This is a genomic window from Pseudomonas sp. S2_F03 (assembly GCF_054668335.1).
The window spans coordinates 911,003-937,759 of record NZ_CP162759.1 but is presented as its reverse complement, the minus strand read 5'-3'; the positions used below and the strand labels follow the sequence as shown (position 1 = coordinate 937,759).

The following is a 26,757-nucleotide window of genomic DNA, read 5'->3' as shown; positions in this document are numbered from 1 at the left end:
AACAATGCCGACGCCACCACCTTACTCAACGGCTTTATCCCGGTGGTGAACCAGCGGTACGCGATCCTCACCGCTGACGGTGGCGTCAACGGCACGTTCAATTACCCGACCCGAGAGCTGCCGCTGTCGACCGTCAGCCTCACCTACGACCAGAACAATGCCTACTTCCTCGTCGCCCGCAATCAGGTACCTATTGGCGGCACACCCGAACACCCGATCATCATCCCGCCACCGGGGGGCACACCAGACCCCCCGATAGCGATCACCCCACCTCAAGAATCAACAGGGGGCGCCGTGGATGAGTTACCGCCGGACAACCCGATCCTCGGCGGGATCATCCTGTTGCCCACCGTGGGTGAAATCCGGGTTGCTCTCGATCAATTGTCGGGTCAGATCAACCCATCGCTCATGACCGTGATGCTGGAGGACAGCCACTTCGTGCGGGACGCGGTCTTTGACCGTCTCGACACGCCATTGGGGGCGCCGGTCACCCCCCACCATGCAGCGGACAATACGGTGCAACTGGCTTCGAACCTGACCGCATGGATACAAGGTGTCGGCGCACACCGCGAACAAGGTGACCTATCGGTTGACACCGGCGGGACGTTCCTGGGGTTTGACTCGCGCATCACTGATACGACAACACTGGGCGTTTTGTTCGGCTACACGCGGTCCAATGCAGACGCGCGCTACGGCTCGGCCGATGGCGACAATTACACCGTGGGCGCGTACGTCGGGACGCTGCTCGGGCCGTGGTCGCTCAAGGCCGGCACCAGCTACACATTCAACGAGATCGATACGCGCCGGACCGTGAACTTCGGCGATTTCAGTGACTCCCCTCACGCCGATTACTCAGCCAATACCACTCAGGTTTTCAGCGATGTCGGGTACAGATTGAACGCGGGGCCCGTGGTGCTGGAGCCCTATGCCGACCTCGCATGGGTGAAGGTGAACGCCGATGGGTTTACCGAACACGGTGGGCCTGCCGCTCTCACAGTGGACAGCAGCGACAACGACGTGACGTACAGCACATTGGGAATACGGCCCAGCTACACATTTGTCGCCAACGAGATGCCCATGAGAGTGAAGGGCGGGTTGGGCTGGCGCCACACGTTCGGTGACCTCGAACCCTCCGACAAAAACGCATTCGCCCGGACCACAAATACATTCGCGATCCCCGGTTTACCGCTGGCCGAGGACGTGACGGTCGTCAATTTGGGGGTAGAAGCCGCCCTGACACCGAGTACCAACCTGAGCCTGATCTACAGTGGCCAGTTAGCCAGCGACGCGCATGAGAACGGTCTCGTGGGGTTGTTGCGGGTAACGTTCTAATTAGCCTCCCAAGTGTGCAGGTTGGCCGGCAGGTGGAGCGAGTGATCGACAACGGCTGATGAGCGCTCAACGTCTGGCCTCGTCACGTAGCGTTCATTGCGAGCCTCAATTACCACCACATGAAAATCTTCGACGGGCTGCTATTGGCCGATGGCGGTCTGTCACGAATGGCAGCTAATGGCTGTGACAGCCTCGGGCAAAGAGCTGCAAACAAACAGTCAGGACAGTGGCCATAAGTGTTGAATCGACCGGTTGAATCCACCCCCATCGCTACCACTGACCGGCGGTAAAACATCGTTCCGTCAAACTCACCCCACGGCGATATGAGCACTCTGATGTGCTCATATCGCCTGGCGGTGTCTCTCGTTACTTTTTCTGCAAATCGCCAGGTTTCCAGGCTTTATCGAAGAACGCCTTGGTCGGGCCGTACAAACGCAGGATGACGAAGAAGCCCTTGTCAGGCAGAGTCCGAATCCAGCTTTTTCCAGCCCCCGGTGACTCGGGGCCGAAGTGGACGTCGATCGAGCCGTCGGCGTTGGCCACTGGTTTGTCCATGGTGTTCAGCGATGGGAAGGGTTGCCCGTTATCCAGACCGGAGGCGGTCACCGAGTCATAGGCCGTGACCGACCAGAACAACGCCGCCGGAATGCCTTTTTGGCAAGTTCAGCGTGTAAACGTTGCTGCCCGACAGGAATTCCCCTTTGGCATCGACGAACGTCGCCGGGTACTTGGCCCCGACGTTCTCCATGTTCACCGCCATGCCTGGGCTCGCCGAATAGGCGTTGGTGAAGAAGCCTGTGCGCGGGTCGATGTAGTTGAAAGTGTCGGCAGTAAAAGTGGCGTTGCCGGGGAATACATTCAGCCACTTGCGATCCGGATACCAGGTGCCACCGGTGACAATGGTCTGCGGGGTATAGGAAATGGCGTGGCCGATCTTGCTGGCGGTTTTCGCGGCCTTGTCGAGCAGCTCCCGCGTTGCCGAGTCAGGCTGGAACGGTTTGCCCTTGACGATGCCCAGGGCGGCGAGCATGCCGCGCATTTCCATGTCTTGCGGGTCGACGTATTCGTGGTCGATAAAGCGCGAGAGCATGTCGAATGCGCTGCCATCGGTAGGGTAGAGCATGTTGACCGGAGTTTTCGAAGCGTTCGGGAACACCATTGCCTTGGCCGTGGCTTTTTTACCCAGCGGATAGATGCGCGTCTGTTCCATGACCTTCACTGGCCCCTCAAGCTGCTTCGGATCCTTGAAGAACCCGCGCCAGAACACGAACACGCCATAGGTGCGCGAGCGGTAAGTCAGGTAACCGGGCGGCACTTCACCTTTGAAGTCCGGTGGCAATACCAGGTACTTGGCGCCCTTGCCCTTGTCCGGTCCGGGCAAGCCGACATCGCCGCACCACTGGCGACCTTCAATCGGGCCCTCGGAGCAAATCGGGCGCTGGAAAAAATCGTCGAGAATGCCCTGCAAGCCCGGCGGAACCTCGATCACCATCGGACCTTCCTGCTTCAGGTCGAGATAGCCCATGGCATAGATCACGTCGGAGTTCGGCGTGGTCACGAGTGTCCTGGCATTGAGTCGGTCTTTCCAGATCGGCAACACGTTGTAGCCCGCGCCGAAGGTTTTCTCCGAGCCTTCTTTCATGGCGTACATGTTCAGCGCGGGCAAGGCCCAGATGTAAGACTGCACGGCGCGCTGGAACAACAGCTCGTTTTTCAGTTGCGCCACACCGTCGAGTGTTGGATAGCCGCCGGCAAACGGCAAACGGCAAACGGCAAACGGCAAACGGCAAACGGCAAACGGCAAACGGCAGATCGGCCAGTTGCTCGTAGTGCGTGGCGGCCTGGGCGCTGATGCTGATTGCAATGCCCAGGGTCAAGGCAGTCAGGGTTTTACCTGAGGTACTCATGATTGACGTCCTGTTCTGATTAATCGGCTTTGACTACGGCTGGCGGAACCCACTGGCCATTCAGTGCGGCGGGCTCTGGCCAATAGGCACGGATATACAACGAGTAGTCCGCATCTTTGGGCGAAGGCAGCCAGTTGCTTTCCTTGTCCTTGCCCGGCGATTCGCTCTGCACATAAATCGTCAGCGAGCCGTCGGCGTTGGCTTGCAGGGATTTGTTCTTGGTGCCGATGGAATAACGCTTCAGGTCATTGGGCGCGAAAAAGTGTTGTTCGTTGTACAGCGTCAGCGACCAGAAGCCTTTGACCGGGGGCAGCTTGTCTTTGGCGAAGGTCACGCTGTAGCCGTTCTGACCATTGAGACGCGCGCCTGCCTGATCCAGATCCTGATAGAAGTATTTGGTCTCTTTCTGCTGGTTAACGAAAATGTTCGAGCGTGCCACGGCCGTGCGGGTGAAATAGTCGGTACCGAACGCCGCGCCGTTACTGACGGTACTCCAGTGATCCGGCAATTGCAGGCCGTAGTTGCGGAACTGCAACAGCGGATCGATTACTTCGCTGTCGGCTTTTTTCGCCTCGTCGATCATCGCTGCCTTGAGCTGCGGATCTGCGTTGGCGATAGCACTCAGGGCGGCCATTTGCGCATAACGGGCTTCTTCACCCGGCAATGGCTTGGCATCTTTGAGAAGGGCAGGCAGTTCGTCGAAGAACTTCTCTGGCATCACCCACTTGGTTTCGGCGTTGCCTTGCGCTTGGGCGGGAAATTTCGGCAGCTTGGCCCAGTCACGTTTTTTGACCTTGCCGTCGTACTTGGACAACGGGTACATGTCGATCCCGGCCAGCGCCGGTTGCACGGTCTGGCGGTCGGCGGCGGTGTCGTCCTGGAACACGCGGGGAATCACGAAACCGGTGTTGGTGCGCGCACGAAACACTTTGGTAATGCCGGCCGGGACCTTGCCATTCCAGTCCGGCCCGACCAGCAAGTAGAAGCCAGGTTGAGTGCCGTACATTTTGCCCAGCTCGGCGAAGCTGTCCGAGCGCAGATCAACCACCTGATACACCCAAAACCGACTGCCGAAATCCGGCACTTGCAGCACCACGGGCTCAAGGTCCAGGGCAATGCTGCCGGCGCCGTACACGACGTCTTGATTGGGACACGCCACCAGCCGCTCGGCGGGGTCGATGTAGTCGCTCAACAGCGACAGCTGATTGATCGGTGCCACTGGCACAATGCCGCCCATCAAACCCGGCTCGGGAAGGTCTTTGAAGGCCTGGCGACGGTTGAAGATATTGGCCATCGGCCAACCCCAGAAGTACGCCTCACGCGCCATCATGCGCACGTACGGCTCAGTCACCTTGGTGCCGGCTACAGGCCCGACGAAGGTAGGCCTCGGCGGCGTAGCTCTGAGTGGCCAACAAAGCTGCAGTGGAGAGTGTCGTGATGAACCCAGTGCAAAGAGGGCGTGGCGATAGGGGGGGCGATTCATAAAGCATCCTTACTTGATGGCGATCACCTGATGGCGGTGAGTCGCCGACAAGATAGCTCATCTTTACCGAGTCATGATTTGGGTCTGTTTACATGCCTGCTATTGGCTGGATTCAACCGGCACCTCAATAGCTGAATGCTCGCTATGTCGCGATTTGTCATAGCGCTGGCGCGATTTTAAAAGTCCATTGCGGACGTAGCGAGCGACAGTGGCCTGCGAATGCCGTTACTCCGGCGTCATCATCAACGCGAGCGTTATCTTGATGAACTCTTCATTCTTGTCGATGGCTTCAAGAGCGCAGCGCACGTTGTCGGCGACATCAGCCGCACCCTGTAGCTCGACCCAGTTTGAAAGCTCCATGATGGCGGCTTCGAGTGCAAAGTTGGTTTTCGTTGATCTTGAACAGCAGGGAAGGGAGCAGGTCTGAGTTTGGCATCGCGATTTTTCCATGAAGACATCAGCTTGGCAGGAGAGATATTGGAAGGAACGAGGTGTCCCCGCCGGGTGAATTCTGTCACTCAAGAGTGCCTTCAGGGCGCGTCCTGTGTTTCTTTACTACGTTAGTTCAAGTCGCTCTAACGCATAGTCCTTGCCTGCCAAGGTAAGTTCAAAAATGGTGGCGCCGAACGTACCCCGTGTCACTTTTTGCTTAACAAGACGTTTGACCTGGAGTTGCTTAAGCCCTTCTTCAACTTCCAACTTGCTGAGTGACACAAGTTTGCAAACCGAGTCTAAGTTTGCAATTTTTCTGAAGTTTGCATGATAGGCCAACGCTTCCATCAACAGTGTTTGGTTCTCTGTCAGCTGTGGAAACTGAGGGTTGTTCGCTTTGTAAATTTTTCGCTCTATCTCATGTAGCTCGCCACAAGCTCCGTCAGTGGTGCGGTAGTAGTAAATTGCTACAGCCAGAGTGCTGATCAGCGCCGCGATAAACATCAGCAGCGACCAGTTCGGCATGGGCGTTTCTAACAGAAGCCAGTTCCACGCACGTAGCAGCCAGCCCTTGATAACGGCCAGCAACGTCAGCTCGAAGTAAGTGTCGAGCAGCTTTGTGGCAGCCCAAGCGACAAGGACGCCTCCAGCCGAGCCGGCCATAACCTTGAAAGTGAGCAGGGAATGCTTGCCTTCTGCTGCCATGCTGCTCGTCTCTAGTGAAGGAAAAAGATGCTATCAGCATAGCAGTGGAAAAGTGGCACTCCGGCATTGGCCTTTGCATTTGCATTTGCATTTGCATTGGGAAGTTATCCTGGGCGCGAATTTCGACCAGGTACTTTTGCGGTTCCAGGCATCGCCTAAGGATCCGGCTCGTGAATTCGGGAAACCTTGTCTAATCTCTTCACTGCCTTCTCGTCAAGGAGGCCGACGCGACTAACTGGCGACTTACTGCACTGCGGATGACGCAATCAGCCGCCCTGTCCCAGAGGTGAGCAGCGTGACACGATACCTCACCTATCCTGGTGCTCACGGTCGGATTGACGCAGGTGTCACCGGTACTCGCCGAGACGTTCACTTGGGCGGGGGCTAGTTGTTATACGTGCCCGGAGTCCTGGACGCCGCAAGGGGTCCCTGAAAATCAGGGTGACATCGCATCATTCACCAACGTCGGCAATGACAGTATTTCCGTGGACCTCCCAGTCAACCCCTCATCCTGGGAATTCGTAGACAGCGGCAACAAAGGCCACGATTACGCGATATCCGGGCTTCCGGTTGCTTTCGACGGCCCCGGCCTGATCGTCAATTCCCCCGAGCTGATCACTATCAATAACAACCTCGGCGGGATCGGGGGTGTCATTCAGAACGGCGCCGGCGGGACGCTGGTGCTGACCGGGGACAACACGTACACGGGTGGCACCACCATCAACGCCGGCACTCTCTCAATCAACACCGACAGTAATCTTGGGGCCCCTGGCGGGACGTTGACCATTGGTAACGGCACACTGAGAACCAAGCAGACTTTCGCGACAAATCGCCCAGTAACCCTGACCGGAAACGCCACACTCATACAAGCTGTCGATACCGGTTTCACCTTGAATGGTGTGATCAGTGGCTCCGGCTCTTTTGCCCTGGACGGTGACGGCGGTTCCGGCGGGCTTGTCACGCTCAATGCCAGTAATACCTACACAGGGGCGACAAACCTGAACGCCGGATTCCTGTTCATCAATGGCTCAATCGCAACCTCCAGTCAGTTGATAACCAACCAGGGAACCTTCCTCGGCGGCACCGGCATACTGCCGCAAACCACCGTCGGCGGTTTTGTTTCACCGGGCCCCGCCCGCGACACAACCGGCACCCTCAATATTGCCGGGGAGCCTGACCACCGCCCCCACGGCCAATTACATCGTGGACTTCAACCCCTCCGGCGCGCATGACCTGATTCACGCCACCGGCGTCGCTACGCTGAACAATGCCGACGCCACCACCTTACTCAACGGCTTTATCCCGGTGGTGAACCAGCGGTACGCGATCCTCACCGCTGACGGTGGCGTCAACGGCACGTTCAATTACCCGACCCGACAGCTGCCGCTGTCGACCGTCAGCCTCACCTACGACCAGAACAATGCCTACTTCCTCGTCGCCCGCAATCAGGTACCTATTGGCGGCACACCTGAACACCCGATCGTCATCCCGCCACCGGGGGGCACACCAGACCCCCCGATAGCGATCACCCCACCTCAAGAATCAACAGGGGGCGCCGTGGATGAGTTACCGCCAGACAACCCGATCCTCGGCGGGATAATCCTGTTGCCCACCGTGGGCGAAATCCGGGTCGCTCTCGATCAATTGTCGGGTCAGATCAACCCATCGCTCATGACCGTGATGCTGGAGGACAGCCACTTCGTGCGGGACGCGGTCTTTGACCGTCTCGACACGCCATTGGGGGCGCCGGTCACCCCCCACCATGCTGCGGACAATACGGTGCAACTGGCTTCGAACCTGACCGCATGGATACAAGGTGTCGGCGCACACCGCGAACAAGGTGACCTATCGGTTGATACCGGCGGGACGTTTCTGGGGATCGACTCGCGCATCACCGACACCACCACACTGGGCGTTTTGTTCGGCTACACACGGTCCAATGTGGACGCGCGCTACAGTTCGGCCGATGGCGATAATTACACCGTTGGCGCGTACGTCGGTACGCTGCTCGGGCCGTGGTCGCTCAAGGCGGGCACCAGCTACACGTTCAACGAAATCGATACGCGCCGGACCGTGAACTTCGGCGATTTCAGTGACTCCCCTCACGCCGACTACTCGGCCAATACCGGCCAGGTCTTCAGCGATGTCGGATACAGGTTCAATGTGGGGCCGATGATACTCGAGCCCTATGCCGACCTCGCGTGGGTGAAGGTGAGCGCCGATGGGTTCACCGAACACGGTGGGCCTGCTGCACTCTCCGTGGACAGCAGCGACAACGATGTGACGTACAGCACATTGGGAATACGGCCCAGCTACGCCTTCCTCGCCAATAACGTGCCCATGAGGGTGAAAGGCGGGTTGGGCTGGCGCCATACATTTGGCGATCTCGAACCTGTCGACACACAATCGTTCGCCCGCTCAGCAAACACATTCTCGATACCCGGCGTACCGTTGGCCGAGGACGTGACCATCGTGAATCTGGGGATGGAAGCGGCGCTGACCCCGAGTACCAACCTGAGTCTGATCTACAACGGCCAATTAGCCAGCGACGCTCATGAGAACGGCCTTGTGGGGTTGTTACGGGTAACGTTCTAATACCCTTCCATCTATGCAGGTTTGCCGGCAAACGGAGCGTACGATCGATAGCGGCTGATAAGCACTCGTCGTTTGGCATTGTTCACGTAGCGTTCATTGCGAGCCTCAATGAACGTTACAGGGATATCTTCGACGGGCCGCTATTGGCCGATTTCTGCCTGTCACGAGGGGCAGAAAACGACCCCAAGCGGACGGTTCGCAGAAAGTATAAAGCGAATGTTGCGCGCTTTTTACTGGGGCACTAGCTCCGACCACAAAATGCTGCGCCCGATTCCCCTCATTAGCGTTCCGTAGTCTTCAAACTTACCGACGTTGACTTCCTCTTGGCTTTTCCATGTCGCTTCACACTCCTCGCAGACCCACAGCAAGATATTCGTAGAACGGATACGCATAGCTTGGACTGAACCTTGACCGCACCTTTTGCACTCAACCGGCATTCTAATAATCTCGAATTATTTTGTGACGCAAACCAGGCCGACGTGTCCGCCTTTGGCCGTTTTTTGCCCGTCGCGAAGGACAGAAACCGACTCAGAGTTGTCTGTCAGGCTGAATCCTCTCCTATGCATCTCGCGACTAGAGTTTCACTGCCGACTATTCTAAAACCAGATTCTAAAATCAGGTCCTGTTTCAACGGTACAACGTCAGGACACGAGCGCTATTTCAGCCTCTGGGAAACCGGTATGACAAGTCCGCAAGATAAAACCGAACCTGAGGAGGATTTAGCTCAGATGGTTATAGGGCTAGGGCCCTGCACCTATCTATTGCTGCTCTTACTAGGGTTGATCCTTGTGTTTCCCTTCCTTGAGGAGGGCACGTTTGCTCGCACGTTGCTCGGCATTCTGTTTTCCATCGTGCTGCTCGTGGGTGCTTTCGCCACCAGGCAGACTCGGCAAGGGTTCATCCTCAAACTGGGCCTGGCATTGCTTGGGGTTGGCCTTCAATGGGCCGCTTTGTGGGCTGAGAGCATCGCCATTCTTAACCTCGCCGGAATATCTTATGCGGCGTCTCTTGCCGTCTCGTTTAGCGCAGTGCTTAGCTATATTCTCAAGCGCGGGCCAATTACAGCCGACAAACTGCATGGCGCGCTTGCGGGGTACATCATGCTGGCCTTCGTTTGGTCCTTCGTTTATGCCCTGGTCGAGATATCCAACGCTGGCTCATTCGGCCCTGGTCACCTCGATTTCGTACAGCCCGGCACTTTCTTCAAGCTGATTTATTTTAGCCTCACGACGCTCACAACCACCGGTTACGGTGATGTTATCCCGTTGACTAACCACGCCCGCTCACTTGTGATGGTCGAAGAGTTTTCAGGCGTCTTTTACGTTGGTGTTGTGATTGCGCGGCTTGCCGGTCTTTATCCATCGAATCAGATGAAGTGACTCTCGATTTGCCTGAGCCACCTCCGACCGAATGCAAATGGCCGGTTTCAGCCCGTCACCACCGGCGGCAAACAAACCCTGGTGGGTAAAAAAGAACGCATTTACAGCTCCAGTGAGGGGCCGATATCAGCCTTGAGAGCCGCTCTCAGAGGAAATGATGACGTCTTGACCGGACTCAGCCGCAAGCTTCAATCGGTCCGCTTTACTGATGTATTTAGAGGTGTTTCGTGGTGCCAGTTTGGCGCTGGCCTTTTTGGCGTGGGCCTTCAATAACTGCTTTATTTTTTTCTGGCGGTTCATCTTTTTCAACTCGGCTCGTAAATGTTTGAATGATATCAGCTTAAGGTATTGGGCCAGACTCCCGTGGCGCGCACCGAGTGCATAACGTTACACACCTTGCGATATGGACTGGCCGCGTCGGCAACTCAAGCGCACGAGGTAAAACAACGCAACGGATCGGCTTCATCACTCCTCTTCTCGAAGTGCATTAATCCGCCCTGATTTTTCTGCAGCGATAAGCGCGGCATGATCTTTCGCATTCTGATTGGCATAGGCGATGGCAAATTTGCCGATGACCTGGTCGAAGGAGTCCGTCTTGCCCAAGTAACCACTGATCAGTGCCGCATCCCCGGATTTGGCGTGGGCACGCGCCAGGTGGTGACCGCACCACTCGGCATACATTTTCATCCGTGCGGCGGACATGCCTTCAATGGGCGCTGACATTTTCATGTCTCGTAACTGGCGTACAAAAAAATGCCGGTCGTTTTTACCGCGTGTCCAGCCCAGAAAAATGTCGCTGGAAGACTGCATCAACCGTTGCTCCCGTGACCACGCCGTTGCCCTTGGTTCTCGTACTCGCTCTTGCCGGCATAGGGCGCCAGTACCGAGGGGCAGGCTTCCTTGAATTGCAGGAGCAAAGGGTGGTTTTCCGCGGAAAAGAACAGGCCGACGAAACAATAGGTGCCGACGCTGCCGATCCCGACCGCTTTGACTGCAATGTCCTCGAGGCGGTAACGATCGAAAAGCACGCGTCGTTCATGGGGCAGTGACAAGCGATAATCCAGCAGTGCCAAACGGACGCGCTGGTTGAAGCCTTTTTCATACACATGGAACAGTAAGGGCGGTTGATCGATCAGCCGTCGACGCCCACCCACTTCGCTGCTAATTTTTGAAAAGGTAATCGCCAAGACGCGTCTTGGCCTTGGCAGACCACCTGCTCACGAGTTTTCTTTATTTCAGCATTGGGCGCCATATCGATGATCGCTTGGGCATCCAGGCAGTCATACCAGACCTCCAGCGGCCCATTTTCGAAAATTTGCGCAGGCCTTCGCGGTAGGCACAAACGCATTTGGCAGCAATGGCCCGAGCGTCTTTGTCGCTGAGTCGGTTGTCGCGTGCGGCCACGGTAAAACTGATCGCCAGGCGTTTCACATCCCACTCCCAGGGGCCGGGGAGTGTTTCGTCGAAATCGTTGATGTCAAAAATCAGATTGCGCTCGGGTGTCGCGAACAACCCGAAGTTCATCAGGTGGCAATCCCCGCAGGCCTGCACCTCAATGCCAGTGGTCGGGATCGTGGCCAGGTCATGGGCCATCAAACCTGCAGAACCGCGCAAAAAGGTGAAGGGACTGCGCAACATGCGCCCGTAGCGCAGTGGCACCAGGTTGGGCAGTCGATAGCGGTTGGACTCTTCGAGAAGCTCTATGGGGTCGCGGTGTTTGCTCGGTGGTTTCCAGACGGAGTGGAACCGCATGTGGCAGACGCTCGCGTAATTGCTCACCCGCGTACAGACGCTCCTTGCGCGAGAGAAAGATTGACTCGTCACCGGTGTTCTTCCGATGGCCTTGCCAGGCTGCTGGCAGGCCTGCTTTTGCGGGGGGCATGTCCACTCCTTTGCTCAACGAAGTCAAACTTGCGCGGGCACAGGATCTGGTAATGCGACTGTTCCATCAGCCCACAGAGCGCGCGTGCACCGGTGTCCAGGAAAGCGCTAAAAGGCTATTTGTTTGAAGCGTAGCAGCTGGTAAAACCGGCGCCTGTAGAAATGAGGTGGTTGTTACAGCGGGTACTTCTGACAGTTATTCCTGCGCTCACCGACCAGCGGAAACCCGCTTCCTTGTAGGGCCGCCTACGTCGTCTATCGTTAAATTCCACCCCGTGAGGAGTGTTTCGGTTTGCACGCTACAACAGCTCCCGTCCGCCCTGTGCGATGAGTGATTGGGGCACAACGGGATCGATGACTCTGGAAGGAGGAACATCATGATTCGCAAACGTTATTTGCCTGTGTTGGTCACGCTGGCCATTGCTGCGGGCAGTTGCTGGGCGCCGACGCTGGCCTACGCGACCGACCAGGCTGACCAGCGCCGGGATTCGCGCGACACCAAGCAGGAAGGGCGCGACACTGCCCGGGAAACCAAGCAAGCCTGCAAGTCTGGCGATGAAAAGAGTCGTCCTGATTGCCGCCAGGACAAGCGCGACACCAAGCAGGACACGCGCGACACTGCGCGTGACATCAAATATTAATAATCTGGATCATGCCCCCGAGCATCGCTGGGGGGCTGAGAAGGTTGATCCTGCCGGCCATTGAATGCCGAGCAGGTCTGTAGCTACCGCGATCACTGGGCGCTGGCGTTGACTTCGTGCTCGTCTGCAAAGGCCATGAGCACCTCCAGATCGAGCACATCCAGCTTGATTCGGGAGATAAACGCCGAGAAGGCCAGGTTGGCGGCGAGCAGGCGCAGGTCGCTGGCCCAGGCCGGAAGATGGGTGGGGCCCTGAAGCCAGCCGGATTCGAACAGTGGCGCCAGACGCACGGTGTCACCCAGAGTGAGGCGCCCCGCAAACAAGTGGCTCACCAGTTCCGGACGGTTGTCGCGGATGGCAATGCGCAACAGCGTGTGGACCCCGATCAATCCGGTCAAGTAAGCGGCATCCTTGGTAAACGCCGAGCCGCCCTGCAGGTTGGCGCCCCGGAAAATCCGTTGGGTGGAACGGAAAGACTCCTCTTGGATTGCCCGGCCGCCAGAAAACCTTCGAATACCTGGATAAAATCGGCGCCATCCAGCGCTTGCTGAACCGCGAGCACGCGCAGGGCGAGGCGCCGCAAGCGGTTGATGTCCATGCTGCCGGTGAACAGTTCGGCCAGCGTGGCGATGCCCTCTTGAGTCTGGGTTGTACGTGGTGCTCCCAGGCCCAGGCTTCGAAGGTTGGGTTGGAGCGCGCCGTTTTGGGCCGTGGCGACATGCACGAAGGCCTCATGCTGCAAAAGCTGATGCTTGTCCAATTCGCTAAACAGAGCACTGGTACGCAGGCGGATGCGGCTTGAGCCGGCGATGGCCTTGGCGGCCAGACTCGAATCGAGCACCACCGTGATCCGGCCCGGGCCGAAAAACCGGTCCAGTTCCGGCTGCATCCAGGCGGCGAAAGCCTCGGCCGGGATGTCGGCCTGGCTCGCTGGAATTCGGGCATTGCCCAGCAGGGCGTCAGTGGTCTTGAGGAAAAAGTGGGCCGCGTCGAGCATGCTCAGGTTCAGGCGTGGGTAGTAGAAATCCGGCCGCCGGTACAGCGCTGATGAATACTGAGTAAACGCGGGAGTGCCTATGGCGCCCAACAGGCGGCCGGCCGTGGCATAGCTTTGCGCGGTCATGGCCAGGTGATTCCCGGCCGGATGCCCCAGGTCGCAACGGCTGACAAAATCTTCCAGGGCCGCAATGTCGGAGCTGTGGTCGCGCGGGTGCAATTCGACGACGGGCAGTTTTGCCCGTCCGCCGCGCCAATGCGCCAGGAAGCTTTCCTCGACGCCATCCGGCCAGGACAGCGCATCCAGCACGCGGATCTTGCGCGCCAGGCAGGGCAGGGCTGCATCGAGTTCGGACAGGGGCGCGGCGCTCATGGACGTCTCCTTGAGAGGCGAGGTTCAGTCGCTAAAGCTTAGTCGTTGTCGTCCCGGAATCATTTATTGTGGTCACTGCGTTTCTCGGCCACCAACAACAACGACTGCGGAACAGGACTTTGCGGGTGCTGCGGCTCTTGCAGCGCGGCCAGGCAAAAACCGGCCATGTCCAACGCATTGAACCAACTGGACAAGGTCCGCAAATACCACGGCATGGGTTGCCATTGCCCGTTGAACCCGGCAAAGGTTTCTTCGCGCCAGCCATCCTGATAGTCGCCCGCCGCGACGCTCCATGGATGCAACGTCTGGATCACCAGCGCGCCGCCGGGGGCGAGCAGTGCGTTCATGGCGGCAAGCAGCGCAATGATGTCCTGATGCAGCAGGGCGAAGTTGGCGCAGATCAGATCGTAGTCGCGGCCGACGTCCACCTTCGCCTCCACCAGATCTGCATAACTCGCCAAATACACTGGCGAAGCGCTCGCCGCCCGCGCGGCCTCCACCAGCGTCGCATCGCCATCCACGCCGACCGCGGTGATGCCTCGTTCAGTCAGCGCCCGCAACAACCAGCCCTCGCCACAGCCCAGGTCGAGCACGCGTTCGGGCTGGCGGCCCAGAACCGCCAGCACCATGGCCTGGTCGGTGACCTGAACGCGGCTTGCGAGGGTGCCGCTGCGAATGGCTTCGATCCAGGCGCGGGCGTTGTGGTGCCAACTCTGGAGGAGGGTGGATTCGGGATCGGGCATTTCATTGTTCGCATCGATGGGTTTGATGCAAGGATAGGACACATGCCGGTGGCGCGGGAGCCAGGGCCGGTTAAATGACGCTGCAGCAACCATAAACGAGTGCCAGCACCGCAGCGATGGCAAAGGCTCCCACTGCTTTTTCAATGGCATGGTGCGCGGGCTCGGACTCGGTCGATTGTTGCCAGAAGGGCTCCGAATACGCCGACTGTTGGGAGCGGCGTTGGGCGATGACCTTGTAGGCGTATCGCGAACCGATCAGCAGAAACAGAGCGATCAGGCTCAGCGACAATCCGGCGAGTGACAACCGGTTTGAGGTCTGACTGGTATTCGTGAAGGCAGGCAGCACTCTCGACTTCCACAACGCTGATTCGCCCTAAGGCCATTGGGGACTGCTGGGCGCCAGTGTGGATGATCGGCTGTTGTTCCATGTCCAGCGCCTGATACTTCCAGAGTGTTAACGAGCCTTCCCGGCAGTAGGTGAACGTCATGGGAGTCGCCGCCGCAATAATGCAAGCGTCGTTGATGTTCAGTTTTTTCAGCGTTTGGTCAGCTGACCTTGTGAAATCGAGATCGATGACAGGAATAACCCCGTTGGCAGAAACCATGGCCGAAAAGAGCACGCTGAACGCAAGGCACACTGTTGAAGCTTTCAAGGTTAGCTTTTCCTTGTTTTTCATCAACATAGGGGATGGCGTATGGAGCGGGGCTCCGCCTGATTCGATGAGTCTAGAAGACGGTTGGCCGCTGAATGAGTGATAGCAATTAAAGCGTCTAAAATGGCGTAAATGGCCTCAAGAGGGGGTGGCGGTCGGGCGACTCAATTGCTCATTCCATCTTCGATCGCGATCCCTTGCGCGCGCATTTCCTTGATCAACTCTGCCCGTGTGCCCGGCAGGTTCAGCATGGCTTTGTGGCGTAACTCCGCAACTTCCTCCGCGCTGTAAGGCTGGTAGTTTGCTGGCGTGCTTTTGCCCGCCAGGCCGTCTTCGCGCATCAACCAGTTGAGTAGATCGGCCAACTGCGCATTGTTCAGTGCCGATTGCGACATGCCGGGCACACGCACCAGAAACTCTCGGCCCCCGGCACCTTCAGAAAGTTGCCGACAAATCCGGTGAGCCGAGGCGTGTCATTGGCGGCCGAGCCCATGCCGTTGCCCAAGTGGCAACCAGCGCATTGCAGCTGGTAATTCACGCCAACGCCGTAGCCGGCCTCTGCGATGGGTTTTTGCGGTGCTTCGTTGCCCGGCGCATGTCGCTGCGCCGGGTCGGGAATGGCACGGGCATAGGCGAGCGGGGCGCTCATGACACAGACCAGACCGAGAAAGAGCAACTTACGCATGACAAGCACCTCTACGGTAAAACACACGTTTATGTAGCAGCTGGCGAAGCCTGCGTCGGCCGGTCCGCGCTCGGGCGCAGCAGCCGTAAAATCAGCGCACACGGTTTTTCAGGAAGACCTTGTTCACAGGGTTTACGACTGCTTTGCCCGAGCGCGGACCGGCTGACGCAGGCTTTGCCAGCTGCTACAGGGATTGCGTTGGGCAGTAAAAAGCCGTCGATTGCGTGAGCAACCGACGGCAATGCGCGTTAAACGGCGACGCCACGGATGACCGAAACGGTGCAGTGGTAGATGTGCGATTTGGCGGCCAGGCACCAGTTCACATCGTTGTTGTTGAACGGGCGATAAGCCGGTTCTTCACTGTCGTTACGGGTGCAGGCGCACTGGGCGCAGCTTTGCTTACCGCAGCAGTCGTTGTACGAAATGATGTAGTCCTTGCCGTCCGCCGGGTTGCGGCAGGTGCCGATCCAGGTCACTTGCGAGGCTTCGGTGCCCGGCGGGCAGGACGTTACCGATCCGCCGCAGCAGCTGCACAGAAAGCCGTCGATGGAGCAGTAACGCCAGTAGTCGCAGCTGTTCGGATCGCCCGGGTCACCGGCCTTCGGGTTATCGGCGGCCAGGGCTTTGCTGGTGCGGTCCAGCGGCAACAGTAGTGGCAGTGCGGCACCGGCGACCATCAAGGAACCCATGCGCGACAACAGTTTGCGGCGTGAGGTGGTGTCGGCCACTCGACGTGTCGAGCGCTCGAACAGCAGGTCTAGCAGTTTCATAAAATCTCCCTGCCTTAATCAGTGGCTATGGCCGTGGCTGTGGTCGTGTGGGTGCGGCTGGCTGTTGAGGTATTCCTGCAGCGTGGACTTTTTCAGGTGCTCGACTTCGAACAGGCTGTCCAGGTGCTCGCGGGAATTGACCAAGCCTTTGGCACGCAGAGTGCCGGACTTATCGATCAGGGCGGCGTAAGGGAGCTTGCCGATCTGATAGGTCATGCCGACTTCCGGCCCGACCACGTAGGTGGCGTCTTCCAGTTTGTGTTCGCGGATCAGCTTTTGCTGGGCGTCCATGTCGCCGTCACTGATAAACACCACGTCCAGGCGATCAGCCTGCTCCTTGGCAATGGACTTGATCGCCGGCAACAGCGATTTGCAGATCGGGCAGGTCGGCGAGAGGAAGAACAGCAGCTGATTCTTTTCGCCGGCATAACCGAAGTTCACCGGGCGACCGTTACGGTCGGACGCGGTGACTTGCGGCGCGGCTTCGCTGACCGCCACGCCTTTGTCCATCATCAGCGCCCCGGCCGGAGCCAGGCGGCCGTGCAGGACACCAATCTGACGCACCAGGCCCATGACGGCAAACGCCACGGCCGCGAGCAGAATCCAGAGCAAAACGTTGGAAACAATTAAGCCTTCCATTGATCACCTACCAATCAGTTTGAGCAGAAGAGGGGCGTTCGCCAGCAAGCCATCGGCTGCGGCGTACAGGAGCAGCGCAACGGCGCTGGCGGCAACGGTGACGAAGCCATCAAAAAAACCAAGGTCGCGAGCCATCGGCAGGGTGCTGGCCAACAGCGCCAACCCCACCAGCACGCTGTTGCGCAGCAGCAGGACCGGGCGCAGCGGTTGCGCCTGGTCCGGACCGGCACAGCCGCAGTCGATGTCGCGGCGACCGCGCCACAGGTTGATGCCAATGGCGGCGGCGTACAGCGCAATCAGGCTGGCTGCCGTCAACGCTGCCCAATGCCGGCTGACCGGCACCAGCAGCGCAAACGCGATCGCCAGTTCTACCACCGGGATCACACGGGCAACGGGACGCACCAGCGCGTCGGGTAGCAGTTGGTAGTCCGCCAACTGTTTGGCAAAGCGTGCCGGAGCGCGCACCTTGTGCGTCGCGGCACTGGCCAGCAACACCGCAATGGTGAGGGCGCAGGCAATGATGAAGATCGGATCTAAAAGCATGGCCGAACCTCGTTTAGTAGCTCATGACCTGAGTCGCGGTTTTGGCGACTTTTGGCATGCTGGCGGTGAGCTTGTTGGTCTTCAGATCAAAAATCTGCAAACCGCCCTCGACGTCGGCGCCCAGCAACAGCGGCTTGTCATCGCCAGTGGCTTGCATGCTCCAGACCGGCGCCGGCGCTTCCAGCGTCGCCACTTTTTTGTGGGTCTTGAGGTCGAACGCCCAGATCAGCGGGCTCGGGTCTTCCCACTTCATCGGTTCGTGCGCGTCATGCATCAGCACGTACAAACGGTCGAGCTTCGGCGCCACGGCCATCAACTGCCAGCCACCTGGCGCCCAACCGGCTTTCTTCTTCCGCGTCGGTGGTCAACGACCACGACGGCAGGATCTTTGGCGCATCGGCCGAGAAATCCACCGGGCGAACGGTGCCGGTCGTGGTGGTGAAGTAGTACGTATCGCCGACGTTTACCGCGCGCTCGATGAGCTTTTCAGCATTCGGGTCGAAGAACGGCGTGCGGCTGCGCGCGGTTTCCTGGCCCTGATCGTTCAGCGTGATCACCTGCAAACTGCCATCGCCGCACAGCGAAGCGAAGCGACGAGCGCCGACCGGGTAGTTGAGCACGCAGCCCGGAATCGCCAGTTCACCGGCGACCGACTTGGTCTGGGTGTCGACCACGGTCACCGACGTCGACGGCGTGAAGTTGTAGACGTAGACGAAGCGGTCATCGCTGCTGGTGCCCAAGCCAAAGCGCTGGGTCAGCGATTCGGCCCGCTTGGTCGGAATCAACAGCTCCCAGGCCGGCGCCAGGGTCGACGTGTCCCACGCGGTCAGCACATCGGTGCGCGTGCCGCGGGTGCCGCGCGAGTAAAAGATGTCGGCGCTGTAGAGGGTTTTCTTGTCGCGGCTGAGCGTCGAAGGCGCGGCAAAGCCCGTCGGCACCATACCGAGGATGCGTTTTTTGTCGGGGTCGACCACGGTGACGCGGCCAGCCACGAAACCGTCGAATTCGACGTCGACGATATACGCCCGGTGAGCTTCTGGCGGAAACGCCAAAACGGTCTGGCCGATGGTGTCAGCCGGCAGGTCCGCACGGGCGCTGGTCAAGCCGAGTACAAGCAGGCTCAGACCTAGCGCTGACTGTACGTTGATCCTGTTGGTTCGCATTAGGGGAACTCCCTGAATTGTTATTCACGCAGATCGCGGGTGCTTGGGCAGATTTTTACAATTCGATTCTGCCTCGCCGGGAACCCCCTGGAATTGCTGTGGCTGCCAAGTGTTTGTGTGTCTGTGCCAGTCGCGGAAAACCGGCGAAAAGCACTGCAAACGCGGCGCACCTGTGGCTTCTGCCGAAGCCTGCAACGCGGCATACCTGTAGCAGCTGCCGAAAGCTGCGTCCGGCTGCGAAGCAGTCGTAAACCCTGATGACACGGTCCCTCTGACACACCGCGCGCTCTGGTTTTACGACTGCTGCGCAGCCGGACGCAGCCTTCGGCAGCTGCTACAGGCCGGCGTGGGATTTGGGTGTCAGGCGAGGTTCGCGAGGGGAAGGGAGAAGGTAAACACCGCGCCGCAAGGCTCCAGGTTTTGCGCCCAGATATCCCCGCGATGGCGGCCGATGATGTTTTTGCACAGTGCCAGGCCAATGCCGTTGCCGCTGACCTTGGACGAGAAGAACCCGTCGAAGAGTTTCTCTTGCGCCTGGGCCTGGATGCCGCGACCACAGTCTTCAATGCGCACCAACGCAACCTCGTTGTCGGCGCTGGCATGAATGCGCAGCACCCGGCGTTCGACGGGCAGGTCGGCCATTTCTTCAATCGCGTTGAAGGCCAGGTTGAGAATGACCTGACCGATCAGCACCTTCTCGCAGCTCACCAGCAGCGGTTCGGGGCTGGTGACGATTTCCACGCGGATCAGGCTCGGGTCGGCACGCAGGCTGATGAAATACTGGGAATCGCGTAGCAGCTCATTGAGGTCGATCAGCTCTTCGGATTGCTCCAGCTTGACCACGTATTCACGCACGCTCTTGATGATCACCGACGCATGCTCGATTTGCCGCACCGCGTTCTGCAAACCCCAGGCCACGCCTTGCTCGGTGGTGTCAGCATGGCCCAGACGGATCACCGCGCCTTCGATGAAGTTGCGCGTGGCCGCCAACGGTTGACTCAACTCATGGGCAATCGCCACGGCCATTTCGCCCATGGCGTTATAGCGCGCCAGGTATTCAAGCTTTTGCTCACTAACCCGCCGCGCTTCTTCGGCTTGCACCTGTTCGGTGACGTCGCGAAACAGCAGCAGATGCCCGACCAGATCATCTTCAATTTCAATAAAACGACACGTTGCCTCATGCCAGCGCCATTCACCGTCACGTCGCTGCACGTGGTAGTGGACGCTGAAGGGCGCGTGCTCGGGTGTCTCGCCGGCCAACTGTTGCAACAGGCGCTGGTGCGAATCGTCGTCGCACCAGGTCAGGGAAATTTTCACCGATCAGCGCCGGCTCCTCGCTGTGCAGCAAGTGCGCACCGGAGTCGCTGATAAAACGAATCTCACCGTCCGGCCCGAGCACCGCCACCCCTTCGGCCAGGTCCTGCATAAAAGCCTTGAGGCGACTTTCGAAGCGCTTGAGGTCGCGCTTGACCCGGTCTTCCTTGGAAATGTCGCGGAACTGCACCATCAGTACATCGCGACCTTCCAGGTGCACCAGCGTCGCCACCGCCTCGGAGAGAATCTCCACGCCTTGCTTGAGCGATAACACCACCTCGATGGCGCGCTGACCCGTGCGCGCGGCGCCTTCGAGCCAACGCAAACCCACCGAGCGCCGGTATTTGGGCTCATTGCGGGTCATGTCCGGGGCCTTGAGCGGCGTCAGTTCTTCCAGGGTAAAGCCGAGCGCCGCCAGGGCCGCGGCGTTGGCCCACAAGATTTCCTTGCTCTGCGCGTCGTGAAGAATGATGCACAACGGCATGGCTTCGATGAGGGTGTAGAAGTCATTCGGTTTTGGCAGGTACATCGCGCAGCCCTTGACGACGGAGGGGTCCACTACGGGTGAGGTAGAAGTATGGCGTTTTATTACCGGCTTGCGCTTCGGGATGCGCTCAGAGGTAACCCGCCTGGGCCTAGGGGTTTTCTTTAGCAGGGAGGCTACACGCACCAATAGTGGCGAGCGGATGCGGTTTTTACACTGAACCCATCAACGGTCGCCTCGCCCCGAGGCAGGCTCCGTCTAATAACAAGTCAACGGAGAAGAAGCCCATGCTGCGTTCAGCTACCGCGCAGAAAGACCCTCTGCCAGGCGTCGACGACACCAGCGTCCACTGCCAGGAATTTCAGGCGGTGCTGGATGAAGTGCGCCAACGTCGCGATGAATTCGACGCCGGCTCCCATGTACCGCGGGACATGATCGAACGCTTCAAGCAAGTGGGCATCTACCGCGCCGCCACGCCGAAATGCTTCGGCGGCGATGCGCTGGCCCCCGCGCTGTTCCTGCAGATGATCGAACGCATTTCTGAAGCCGACGGGTCCGCCGGCTGGGTGGCGAGCTTCGGCAGTGCCGGTGTTTATCTCGCTGCGTTGCCGCCAGAAACCCTCGCTGAAATCTACGCGGACAGTCCTGATCTGGTGTTCGCCGGCGGCCTGTTCCCGTTGCAACCGGCGGAAGCGGTTGATGGCGGCTGGCAGGTCAACGGCACCTGGAAATTCGCCAGCGGCTGCAAAGGCGCCGACCTGCTCGGTGTCGGCATTGGCGCGGCCGGCGGCAAACCACGCACCGCTGTGTTCCGTGCGGACCAGGTCGACATCATCGAGAACTGGGACGTGGTCGGCCTCAAAGGCACCGGTAGCCACGACCTGCGCGTCACCGACAAACACGTCGATGAGCGCTGGACCTTCATCCGTGGCGGTGCTGCCACCATCGACGAGCCGTTGTTCCGCTATCCCTCGATTGCCTACGCTGCGCAAGTGCTGGCCGTGGTCAACCTCGGTCTGGCCCGCGCCGCCCTCGACGAAGTCAGCAGCATGGCCGCCGGCAGCGGCATCACTGGCGCGCCGAAGATGGCCGACCGCGCTTACGTGCGGATTGAAATCGCCAAGGCCGAAGCGCAACTGGCCGCCGCACGCGGGTTCTTCTACAACGCCACCGAGCAGGTGTGGAACTCGATCCTCGCCGGCAACCCGGTCACGCCAGAGCAAACCAGCCTGCTGCGCCTGTCCGCCATTCACGTGTCCCAGGCCGGTGCGGCCGTGGTGCAGAGCGCATACAGCCTGGCCGGCACCACCGCCATTTATCTGCGCCATCCATTGCAGCGCTACCTGCGCGATTCGATGGTGGTCACCCAGCACGCATTTCTCAGTGAAGGCCTGTACGACGGCGCCGGTTCGGTGTTCCTCGGCGTGCCGCCATTCCCTGGCTACATCTGAACCCTCTCTTTCAAGGATCAAGTCCCATGTCCCAAGCCACTCAAGAACCCCTGCGCGTCGTCTTTTGCATCGGCATCACCCAGAACTTTTTCGACCTGCCAACCGGCGAAGGCCTGAGCGTGTGGAAAGGCTTCAGCCAGATGATGGGCTCGCTCGGCGCCCTGCCGGGTATCACCGTGCTGGGCGCGATGGACGATGACCGCTTGATGGTCGGTCCGTCCACCACCTCGCCGTGGACCGTCTACATCATGGCCGACGTCGACTGCCATCAAACGGTGATCGACGCCTGCAACCTGTTCCGCACTACGCCGGTGAACGAATACAGCCTGTGGCGCTACGCCAAGGTCGAAGCGCGCATCGGCCGCCCACTGACCATTCCTGATGCAGCCAAGGTTTAAACCATGAACGAGGCCGTGCTGCAGCGTCTTGAAACGCTGGAAGGGGAGAGCCAGGTGCGCCGCTTGATGGCGCGCTACATGGACCTGTGCGATGTGCCGAGGGCACCGACGCAGGTGCGTGAACTGGCTGAGTTGTTCAGCGCAGACGCGATCTGGGAAGGCATCGGCAGCCAGACGGCGCAGACCTTTGGCCAGCATCGCGGGCGTGACGCCGTGGCGGCGTTTGTCGGCAGCTACTTGCCGCCGTCTGAACACTTTGCGCTGAACCTGCATTACCTCACCAGCGAGTCGATTGTGGTCGACGGCAGCACGGCCCAAGGGCAGTGGATCATGCAGCAGATTTCAACCTATGCCGATGGCCGCAGCGAATTGTTCGGCACGCGCTTGAACATCGATTTCCAGCGCGTCGACGGTGTCTGGCTGATCGCGCATTTCCGCACACAACGTTTGTTCAACACGGTGCTGGGCGCATGAGTACGTTTATCAGCGAATTTCTACTCGGTGGCAGCGGCAAGCGGGTCGCGATCAAGGATTCCATCGACATTGCCGGCCACCCGACCCAATCCGGCAGCCGCGCCTTTGCTCGCGCTTTGCCGGCCCTGAAAAACGCCGAGGTGGTCGATGCGATCCTCGCGGCAGGCTGGCAAATCGTCGGCAAGACCAACATGCACGAGCTGGCGTTTGGCGTCACCGGCATCAACGACTGGACCGGCACTCCGATTAATCCGCAAGCGCCGGACCGCGTGCCCGGTGGTTCTTCCAGCGGTTCGGCGGCAGCCGTCGCGGCCGGGCTGGCAGACATCGCCATCGGCTCCGACACGGGTGGTTCGGTACGTGTACCGGCAGCGTGCTGCGGCATTGCCGGGTTGAAACCGACCTATGGCCGTGTCAGTCGGGTCGGTGCGCATCCGGCTGAATCCAGCCTCGATTGCGTGGGCCCCTTCGCGGCGGACATGGCGGATTTGATCGCTGCGATGCAAGTGATCTGCCCTGGCTTTCAGGCTCAGGGTTTGCCATCGGCCAACGCCTCGGTGGGCTTTCTCGATGTCGCCTGCGATCCGCATTTGCAAGCGTGTCTGGGCGCTGCTGCCGACCGTGCCGGTTGGCGCCGCAGCACCGTGCAACTGAGTGAATTCGACGCCGCATTTGCCGCCGGCCTGACCGTGATCAATTTTGAAAACTGGGCCGCGTTCGGCCACCTCACCGGTCAAGGCTTGATCGGTGCGGACGTCGAACTGCGTCTGCTGGCCGCCAGCCGCACCAGCGCTGCCGAACTGGCAGAAGCCGAAAAGGTCCGTGAGCGCTTCACCCGGCAGGTGGATGCCGCGCTGGAAAACGTTGAAGTGCTGCTATTGCCGACGATGCCGGGTTTGCCGCCGACACTGGTCGAAGCCCGCAGCGCGAGCAAAGCCGTGGCCGGCATGACGCCGCTGGTACGGCCATTCAACCTCAGCGGCCATCCGGCGCTGACGGTGCCGGTGGAACTCGATTGCGGCGGGCTGAAAGTCGGCCTGCAAATTGTTGGCCGCAAAGGTCAGGACGAAGTGGTCTGCGCCTTTGGTGCGCAGTTGCAACAGAGCATGACCGGTGAACGGTCGATCCCTAACAAGAAGTCATAAAAAGCCATGAGGAGAACCGCATGAGCACTCATGAATACCGGCTGATCGCTACGTCGAAAAGCCCTGACGAACTGGTCGAGCACGACCGCGTCGACGTCTCGCTGTACAACGACCCGGCGCTGTTCGAAGCCGAGCTGGAAAAGATTTTCTACCGCACCTGGGTGTGGGTCGCCCACGAAAGCGAAGTGCGCAACAGCGGCGACTTCAAGACCGCCACCATCGGCCGTCGCCCGGTGATTGTCGTGCGCGACAAGAAGAACAACATCAATGTTCTTGAAAACCGTTGCCGGCACCGTGGCGCCACAGTGTGCGAAAAACACAAAGGCAACGCCACCGGTTTCACCTGCCCGTACCACAGCTGGTCCTATGGCCTGGACGGCAAACTGCGCGCGCTGCCGTACCCGGACGGCTACGAAGGCATTCTGGAAAAGTCCGAACTGCCGCTGACCAGCCTGCGCGTTGAACGCTACGCCGGTATGGTTTTCGCCAGTTACAACGACGAGATCGAACCGCTGGAAGACTTCCTCGGCGGCGCCAAACACTGGATGGACCTGTTCATGAAACAGGGCGCCGGCTACCCGATCAAAACCCAGGGCGAACACAAGTTCAGCTTCAAGGGCAACTGGAAGATCCAGCTGGAAAACACCACTGACGGCTACCACTTCCCGATCGTGCACAAGTCGTTCATGTCGTCGGTGGATGAAGAAACCTCGGAAATGCTCTCGTTCATGACCGACGAACACGCCGTAACCCATTCGCTGGGCAACGGCCACAGCGTGATGGTGATGGTGCCGGAACACGTCGATCTCGATCACGACGACGGCACCGAACAGCTGCAAGAGCGCTTTGCGCATGTGACTGAAGAACTGTCGAAAACCCTGCCGGCGGATCAAGTGCGCCGCATCGTGCGCTCGCTGCACGGCGCCGGGTTCAACTTGAACCTGTTCCCGAACGTGGCGATGTCGATGTCGTTCTTCCGCGTGCTGCGTCCGGTATCGGTCACCGAAACCGAGATCCGCCACGTCGCCCTCGGCATGGACGGTGGCCCGGAAATCGCCAACCGCGAACGCATGCGTATTCACGAACACTTCCAGGGCCCGTTCGGTTTCGGCAGCCCCGACGATGCCGAGGCCTGGGACCGCGTGCAGCGCGGCTCGTACGCCGGCGTCGATGCGCCAATCCTGGTCAACCGCGGCTTGAACCGCGAAATCATCGCTGAAAACGGCGACAAGGTCAGCCACGCCACCGATGAAGGCGGCATGCGCGGTGCCTACGACATGTGGAAAAGGATGATGAGCCAATGAGCAATCACGACACCCTGAACGGTTTTTCCGGCCCGTTGGCCCAGGCCATCGAATTCATCTGGCGCGAAGCCGAACTGCTCGACCACAAGAACTACGCCGAATGGGCGACCCTGTGGAGCGAAAGCGGCAAGTACATCGTGCCGATCGACCCGGACACCGAAGACTTCGAAGCGACCCTCAACTACGCCTATGACGATGCGCGCATGCGTGACCTGCGCATCGAACGCCTGACTGCGGGCTACTCGCCGTCGGCGGTGGACGCGGCGAAAACCATTCGCTCGGTCTCGCGTTTCCGTCTGGTGGAAGCGGCGGGGGATCTGGTTGAAGTGAATTCGGCGCAGGTGCTGTACGCCTACAAACGCGGCGTGCACACACCGTTCGTGGCCGACCTCAACCACCGGATTCGCTTCACCGACGGTGTGGCGAAACTGGAGCGCAAGGTCGTGCGCCTGATCAACTCCACCGACAGCCTGAGCGCGCTCGGCTTCCTGCTGTGAGGGCCAACACCATGAACCGAGTAGCCCTGGTGACCGGCGCTTCGCGCGGTCTCGGCGAATGCATCGCCCGTCGCTTGCACGCGGCGGGTTATCGCGTGGCCCTGGCCGACGTGCGCCTTGATGGCGTGCAGCGGTTGGCGGCGGAGCTTGATAGCAGCGGCGCGAGTGCCGTCGCCGTCGAACTGGATGTGCGTAACAAGGCCGACTTTGTCCGTGCCCGCGATCTGCTCGCCGAGCGTTGGGGCGGCACCGACATTCTGGTGAACAACGCCGGTCAATCGAAAGTGGCCGCGCTGATGGACATCACGCCCGAAGAGTTCGATGAGTCGATGGCGATCAACCTGCGCGGCACGTTCGTGGCTTGCCAGGTGTTCGGCGCGCACTTTGCCGAGCGCGGCTTTGGTCGCATCGTCAACATCGCCTCGCTGGCCGGGCAGAACGGCGGCACCGCCACCGGCGCGCATTACGCGGCGGCCAAGGGCGGCGTGGCGACCCTGACCAAAGTATTCGCCCGCGAACTGGCGCCACAAGGGGTGACGGTCAACAGCATTTCGCCAGGACCACTGGACTTGCCGATCGTGCACGAAACCGTGGCCCCGGAGCGTCTGGAGCAGATTCTGAAGGTGATCCCGGCCGGCACCCTTGGCGCCCCCGAATACATCGCCGACAGCGTCTTGCTGTTGGTCGCCGACCACGCCGCCTCCGTAACCGGCGCGTGCTGGGACATCAATGGCAGGTTGTTCATGCGCTGAAAAAGCGTTCGACGCAGC

25 protein-coding genes and 6 pseudogenes are annotated in these 26,757 nt (G+C 59.6%); 13 read left to right on the top strand and 18 right to left on the bottom strand.

Going from position 1 to position 26,757, the window contains the following annotated elements; all coding sequences use genetic code 11:
• Nucleotides 1-45: 45 nt before the first annotated feature.
• Nucleotides 46-1,332 carry an autotransporter outer membrane beta-barrel domain-containing protein gene (locus tag AB4N76_RS04490; protein WP_460164212.1) on the top strand — a complete coding sequence of 429 codons (1,287 nt, stop codon included), beginning with the start codon at nucleotides 46-48 and terminating at the stop codon, nucleotides 1,330-1,332.
• A gap of 366 nt (nucleotides 1,333-1,698) precedes the next feature.
• On the opposite strand, the gene AB4N76_RS04485 is transcribed toward AB4N76_RS04490, so the two are convergent.
• The 5 genes and pseudogenes from AB4N76_RS04485 to AB4N76_RS04465 form a co-directional block, all read right to left on the bottom strand.
• Complete coding sequence (locus tag AB4N76_RS04485) at nucleotides 1,699-1,968, bottom strand: DUF1214 domain-containing protein (protein WP_460164211.1); 270 nt, start codon at nucleotides 1,966-1,968, stop codon at nucleotides 1,699-1,701.
• Nucleotides 1,943-3,136 (bottom strand): DUF1254 domain-containing protein, encoded by a 1,194-nt coding sequence (locus AB4N76_RS04480; RefSeq protein WP_460164210.1) that lies wholly within the window; start codon nucleotides 3,134-3,136, stop codon nucleotides 1,943-1,945. Before AB4N76_RS04480 ends, AB4N76_RS04485 begins: the two co-directional genes overlap by 26 nt.
• A gap of 122 nt (nucleotides 3,137-3,258) precedes the next feature.
• A pseudogene (locus AB4N76_RS04475) lies at nucleotides 3,259-4,722 on the bottom strand (DUF1254 domain-containing protein).
• Nucleotides 4,723-4,947: 225 nt separating this feature from the next.
• Nucleotides 4,948-5,158 (bottom strand): annotated as a pseudogene (locus AB4N76_RS04470) (hypothetical protein).
• Between the two features lie 119 nt (nucleotides 5,159-5,277).
• A complete protein-coding gene (locus tag AB4N76_RS04465; RefSeq protein ID WP_109787269.1) occupies nucleotides 5,278-5,859 on the bottom strand; it encodes a hypothetical protein in 582 nt (193 codons plus the stop codon).
• 344 nt (nucleotides 5,860-6,203) lie between these two features.
• On the opposite strand from AB4N76_RS04465, the gene AB4N76_RS04460 reads away from it, so the two are divergent.
• The 3 genes from AB4N76_RS04460 to AB4N76_RS04450 all read left to right on the top strand — a co-directional run bounded on the left by AB4N76_RS04460 (nucleotide 6,204) and on the right by AB4N76_RS04450 (nucleotide 9,833).
• A complete protein-coding gene (locus tag AB4N76_RS04460) occupies nucleotides 6,204-7,091 on the top strand; it encodes an autotransporter-associated beta strand repeat-containing protein (protein ID WP_460164209.1) in 888 nt (295 codons plus the stop codon).
• Complete coding sequence (locus AB4N76_RS04455) at nucleotides 7,063-8,454, top strand: autotransporter outer membrane beta-barrel domain-containing protein (RefSeq protein WP_460164208.1); 1,392 nt, start codon at nucleotides 7,063-7,065, stop codon at nucleotides 8,452-8,454. Before AB4N76_RS04460 ends, AB4N76_RS04455 begins: the two co-directional genes overlap by 29 nt.
• Before the next feature lie 680 nt (nucleotides 8,455-9,134).
• Nucleotides 9,135-9,833: an ion channel gene (locus AB4N76_RS04450; RefSeq protein WP_046032693.1), complete on the top strand. Its 699-nt coding sequence runs from the start codon at nucleotides 9,135-9,137 to the stop codon at nucleotides 9,831-9,833.
• Nucleotides 9,834-9,959: 126 nt separating this feature from the next.
• Here AB4N76_RS04450 and AB4N76_RS04445 read toward each other — a convergent pair whose 3' ends face one another.
• From AB4N76_RS04445 to AB4N76_RS04430, 4 genes are all read right to left on the bottom strand, one after another.
• Nucleotides 9,960-10,133: a DUF2986 domain-containing protein gene (locus AB4N76_RS04445; protein WP_077431725.1), complete on the bottom strand. Its 174-nt coding sequence runs from the start codon at nucleotides 10,131-10,133 to the stop codon at nucleotides 9,960-9,962.
• Between the two features lie 165 nt (nucleotides 10,134-10,298).
• Entirely contained in the window at nucleotides 10,299-10,643 is a 345-nt protein-coding gene (locus AB4N76_RS04440; RefSeq protein ID WP_460164207.1) for a DUF2252 family protein, read from the bottom strand.
• A complete protein-coding gene (locus AB4N76_RS04435) occupies nucleotides 10,643-11,020 on the bottom strand; it encodes a DUF2252 family protein (protein ID WP_460164206.1) in 378 nt (125 codons plus the stop codon). Before AB4N76_RS04435 ends, AB4N76_RS04440 begins: the two co-directional genes overlap by 1 nt.
• A gap of 43 nt (nucleotides 11,021-11,063) precedes the next feature.
• Nucleotides 11,064-11,585, bottom strand: coding sequence for a DUF2252 family protein (locus AB4N76_RS04430; RefSeq protein WP_460164205.1), 522 nt, complete (start codon nucleotides 11,583-11,585; stop codon nucleotides 11,064-11,066).
• A 506-nt stretch (nucleotides 11,586-12,091) separates the two neighbouring features.
• Between AB4N76_RS04430 and AB4N76_RS04425 the strand changes: the two genes are divergently transcribed.
• Entirely contained in the window at nucleotides 12,092-12,355 is a 264-nt protein-coding gene (locus AB4N76_RS04425) for a hypothetical protein (RefSeq protein WP_046032694.1), read from the top strand.
• Nucleotides 12,356-12,447: 92 nt separating this feature from the next.
• Here AB4N76_RS04425 and AB4N76_RS04420 read toward each other — a convergent pair.
• From AB4N76_RS04420 to AB4N76_RS04410, 3 genes and pseudogenes are all read right to left on the bottom strand, one after another.
• A pseudogene (locus AB4N76_RS04420) lies at nucleotides 12,448-13,724 on the bottom strand (flavohemoglobin expression-modulating QEGLA motif protein).
• Between the two features lie 59 nt (nucleotides 13,725-13,783).
• Entirely contained in the window at nucleotides 13,784-14,467 is a 684-nt protein-coding gene (locus tag AB4N76_RS04415) for a class I SAM-dependent methyltransferase (RefSeq protein WP_046032696.1), read from the bottom strand.
• Nucleotides 14,468-14,537: 70 nt separating this feature from the next.
• The gene (locus AB4N76_RS04410; RefSeq protein WP_460164204.1) at nucleotides 14,538-14,813 is read right to left on the bottom strand and encodes a hypothetical protein; all 276 of its coding nucleotides are present in this window, start codon (nucleotides 14,811-14,813) and stop codon (nucleotides 14,538-14,540) included.
• Nucleotides 14,814-14,953: 140 nt separating this feature from the next.
• On the opposite strand from AB4N76_RS04410, the gene AB4N76_RS04405 reads away from it, so the two are divergent.
• On the top strand, nucleotides 14,954-15,223 hold the full coding sequence (locus AB4N76_RS04405) for a hypothetical protein (protein ID WP_460164203.1): 270 nt from the start codon (nucleotides 14,954-14,956) through the stop codon (nucleotides 15,221-15,223).
• Between the two features lie 61 nt (nucleotides 15,224-15,284).
• Here the strand turns inward: AB4N76_RS04405 and AB4N76_RS04400 are convergent.
• The 6 genes and pseudogenes from AB4N76_RS04400 to AB4N76_RS04375 all read right to left on the bottom strand — a co-directional run bounded on the left by AB4N76_RS04400 (nucleotide 15,285) and on the right by AB4N76_RS04375 (nucleotide 20,763).
• A pseudogene (locus AB4N76_RS04400) lies at nucleotides 15,285-15,805 on the bottom strand (cytochrome C).
• Between the two features lie 248 nt (nucleotides 15,806-16,053).
• On the bottom strand, nucleotides 16,054-16,575 hold the full coding sequence (locus AB4N76_RS04395; protein WP_046032699.1) for a methylamine dehydrogenase light chain: 522 nt from the start codon (nucleotides 16,573-16,575) through the stop codon (nucleotides 16,054-16,056).
• Nucleotides 16,576-16,593: 18 nt separating this feature from the next.
• The gene (mauD, locus tag AB4N76_RS04390) at nucleotides 16,594-17,214 is read right to left on the bottom strand and encodes a methylamine dehydrogenase accessory protein MauD (protein ID WP_460164202.1); all 621 of its coding nucleotides are present in this window, start codon (nucleotides 17,212-17,214) and stop codon (nucleotides 16,594-16,596) included.
• Between the two features lie 3 nt (nucleotides 17,215-17,217).
• Nucleotides 17,218-17,757 (bottom strand): MauE/DoxX family redox-associated membrane protein, encoded by a 540-nt coding sequence (locus tag AB4N76_RS04385; RefSeq protein ID WP_223522645.1) that lies wholly within the window; start codon nucleotides 17,755-17,757, stop codon nucleotides 17,218-17,220.
• A 13-nt stretch (nucleotides 17,758-17,770) separates the two neighbouring features.
• A pseudogene (locus tag AB4N76_RS04380) lies at nucleotides 17,771-18,920 on the bottom strand (amine dehydrogenase large subunit).
• Between the two features lie 360 nt (nucleotides 18,921-19,280).
• Nucleotides 19,281-20,763: pseudogene (locus AB4N76_RS04375) on the bottom strand (sensor histidine kinase).
• Between the two features lie 242 nt (nucleotides 20,764-21,005).
• Between AB4N76_RS04375 and AB4N76_RS04370 the strand changes: the two are divergent.
• From AB4N76_RS04370 to AB4N76_RS04340, 7 genes are read left to right on the top strand one after another with little or no spacing between them, the layout of a single operon-like run.
• Nucleotides 21,006-22,169, top strand: coding sequence for an acyl-CoA dehydrogenase family protein (locus AB4N76_RS04370; protein WP_460164201.1), 1,164 nt, complete (start codon nucleotides 21,006-21,008; stop codon nucleotides 22,167-22,169).
• Between the two features lie 26 nt (nucleotides 22,170-22,195).
• A complete protein-coding gene (locus tag AB4N76_RS04365) occupies nucleotides 22,196-22,567 on the top strand; it encodes a hypothetical protein (protein WP_460164200.1) in 372 nt (123 codons plus the stop codon).
• 3 nt (nucleotides 22,568-22,570) lie between these two features.
• Nucleotides 22,571-23,041 carry a nuclear transport factor 2 family protein gene (locus tag AB4N76_RS04360; RefSeq protein WP_460164199.1) on the top strand — a complete coding sequence of 157 codons (471 nt, stop codon included), beginning with the start codon at nucleotides 22,571-22,573 and terminating at the stop codon, nucleotides 23,039-23,041.
• Nucleotides 23,038-24,186 (top strand): amidase, encoded by a 1,149-nt coding sequence (locus AB4N76_RS04355; RefSeq protein WP_046032707.1) that lies wholly within the window; start codon nucleotides 23,038-23,040, stop codon nucleotides 24,184-24,186. The genes AB4N76_RS04360 and AB4N76_RS04355 overlap by 4 nt, the downstream gene beginning before the upstream one ends.
• Before the next feature lie 20 nt (nucleotides 24,187-24,206).
• Nucleotides 24,207-25,490 carry an aromatic ring-hydroxylating oxygenase subunit alpha gene (locus tag AB4N76_RS04350; RefSeq protein ID WP_460164198.1) on the top strand — a complete coding sequence of 428 codons (1,284 nt, stop codon included), beginning with the start codon at nucleotides 24,207-24,209 and terminating at the stop codon, nucleotides 25,488-25,490.
• On the top strand, nucleotides 25,487-25,987 hold the full coding sequence (locus AB4N76_RS04345) for an aromatic-ring-hydroxylating dioxygenase subunit beta (RefSeq protein WP_046032709.1): 501 nt from the start codon (nucleotides 25,487-25,489) through the stop codon (nucleotides 25,985-25,987). Before AB4N76_RS04350 ends, AB4N76_RS04345 begins: the two co-directional genes overlap by 4 nt.
• 11 nt (nucleotides 25,988-25,998) lie before the next feature.
• A complete protein-coding gene (locus tag AB4N76_RS04340) occupies nucleotides 25,999-26,739 on the top strand; it encodes an SDR family NAD(P)-dependent oxidoreductase (RefSeq protein ID WP_460164197.1) in 741 nt (246 codons plus the stop codon).
• The last annotated feature ends 18 nt before the right edge of the window (nucleotides 26,740-26,757 follow it).

Bases quoted from the DNA above. Each gene is read 5' to 3' on its own strand.
- AB4N76_RS04445 (WP_077431725.1), bottom strand. From the start codon at position 10,133: ATGAACCGCCAGAAAAAAATAAAGCAGTTATTGAAGGCCCACGCCAAA.
- AB4N76_RS04350 (WP_460164198.1), top strand. From the start codon at position 24,207: ATGAGCACTCATGAATACCGGCTGATCGCTACGTCGAAAAGCCCTGAC.
- mauD (WP_460164202.1), bottom strand. From the start codon at position 17,214: ATGGAAGGCTTAATTGTTTCCAACGTTTTGCTCTGGATTCTGCTCGCG.
- AB4N76_RS04355 (WP_046032707.1), top strand. From the start codon at position 23,038: ATGAGTACGTTTATCAGCGAATTTCTACTCGGTGGCAGCGGCAAGCGG.
- AB4N76_RS04360 (WP_460164199.1), top strand. From the start codon at position 22,571: ATGAACGAGGCCGTGCTGCAGCGTCTTGAAACGCTGGAAGGGGAGAGC.
- AB4N76_RS04365 (WP_460164200.1), top strand. From the start codon at position 22,196: ATGTCCCAAGCCACTCAAGAACCCCTGCGCGTCGTCTTTTGCATCGGC.
- AB4N76_RS04395 (WP_046032699.1), bottom strand. From the start codon at position 16,575: ATGAAACTGCTAGACCTGCTGTTCGAGCGCTCGACACGTCGAGTGGCC.
- AB4N76_RS04465 (WP_109787269.1), bottom strand. From the start codon at position 5,859: ATGGCAGCAGAAGGCAAGCATTCCCTGCTCACTTTCAAGGTTATGGCC.
- AB4N76_RS04370 (WP_460164201.1), top strand. From the start codon at position 21,006: ATGCTGCGTTCAGCTACCGCGCAGAAAGACCCTCTGCCAGGCGTCGAC.
- AB4N76_RS04340 (WP_460164197.1), top strand. From the start codon at position 25,999: ATGAACCGAGTAGCCCTGGTGACCGGCGCTTCGCGCGGTCTCGGCGAA.
- AB4N76_RS04415 (WP_046032696.1), bottom strand. From the start codon at position 14,467: ATGCCCGATCCCGAATCCACCCTCCTCCAGAGTTGGCACCACAACGCC.
- AB4N76_RS04425 (WP_046032694.1), top strand. From the start codon at position 12,092: ATGATTCGCAAACGTTATTTGCCTGTGTTGGTCACGCTGGCCATTGCT.
- AB4N76_RS04450 (WP_046032693.1), top strand. From the start codon at position 9,135: ATGACAAGTCCGCAAGATAAAACCGAACCTGAGGAGGATTTAGCTCAG.
- AB4N76_RS04430 (WP_460164205.1), bottom strand. From the start codon at position 11,585: ATGCGGTTCCACTCCGTCTGGAAACCACCGAGCAAACACCGCGACCCC.
- AB4N76_RS04345 (WP_046032709.1), top strand. From the start codon at position 25,487: ATGAGCAATCACGACACCCTGAACGGTTTTTCCGGCCCGTTGGCCCAG.
- AB4N76_RS04440 (WP_460164207.1), bottom strand. From the start codon at position 10,643: ATGCAGTCTTCCAGCGACATTTTTCTGGGCTGGACACGCGGTAAAAAC.
- AB4N76_RS04385 (WP_223522645.1), bottom strand. From the start codon at position 17,757: ATGCTTTTAGATCCGATCTTCATCATTGCCTGCGCCCTCACCATTGCG.
- AB4N76_RS04405 (WP_460164203.1), top strand. From the start codon at position 14,954: ATGGGAGTCGCCGCCGCAATAATGCAAGCGTCGTTGATGTTCAGTTTT.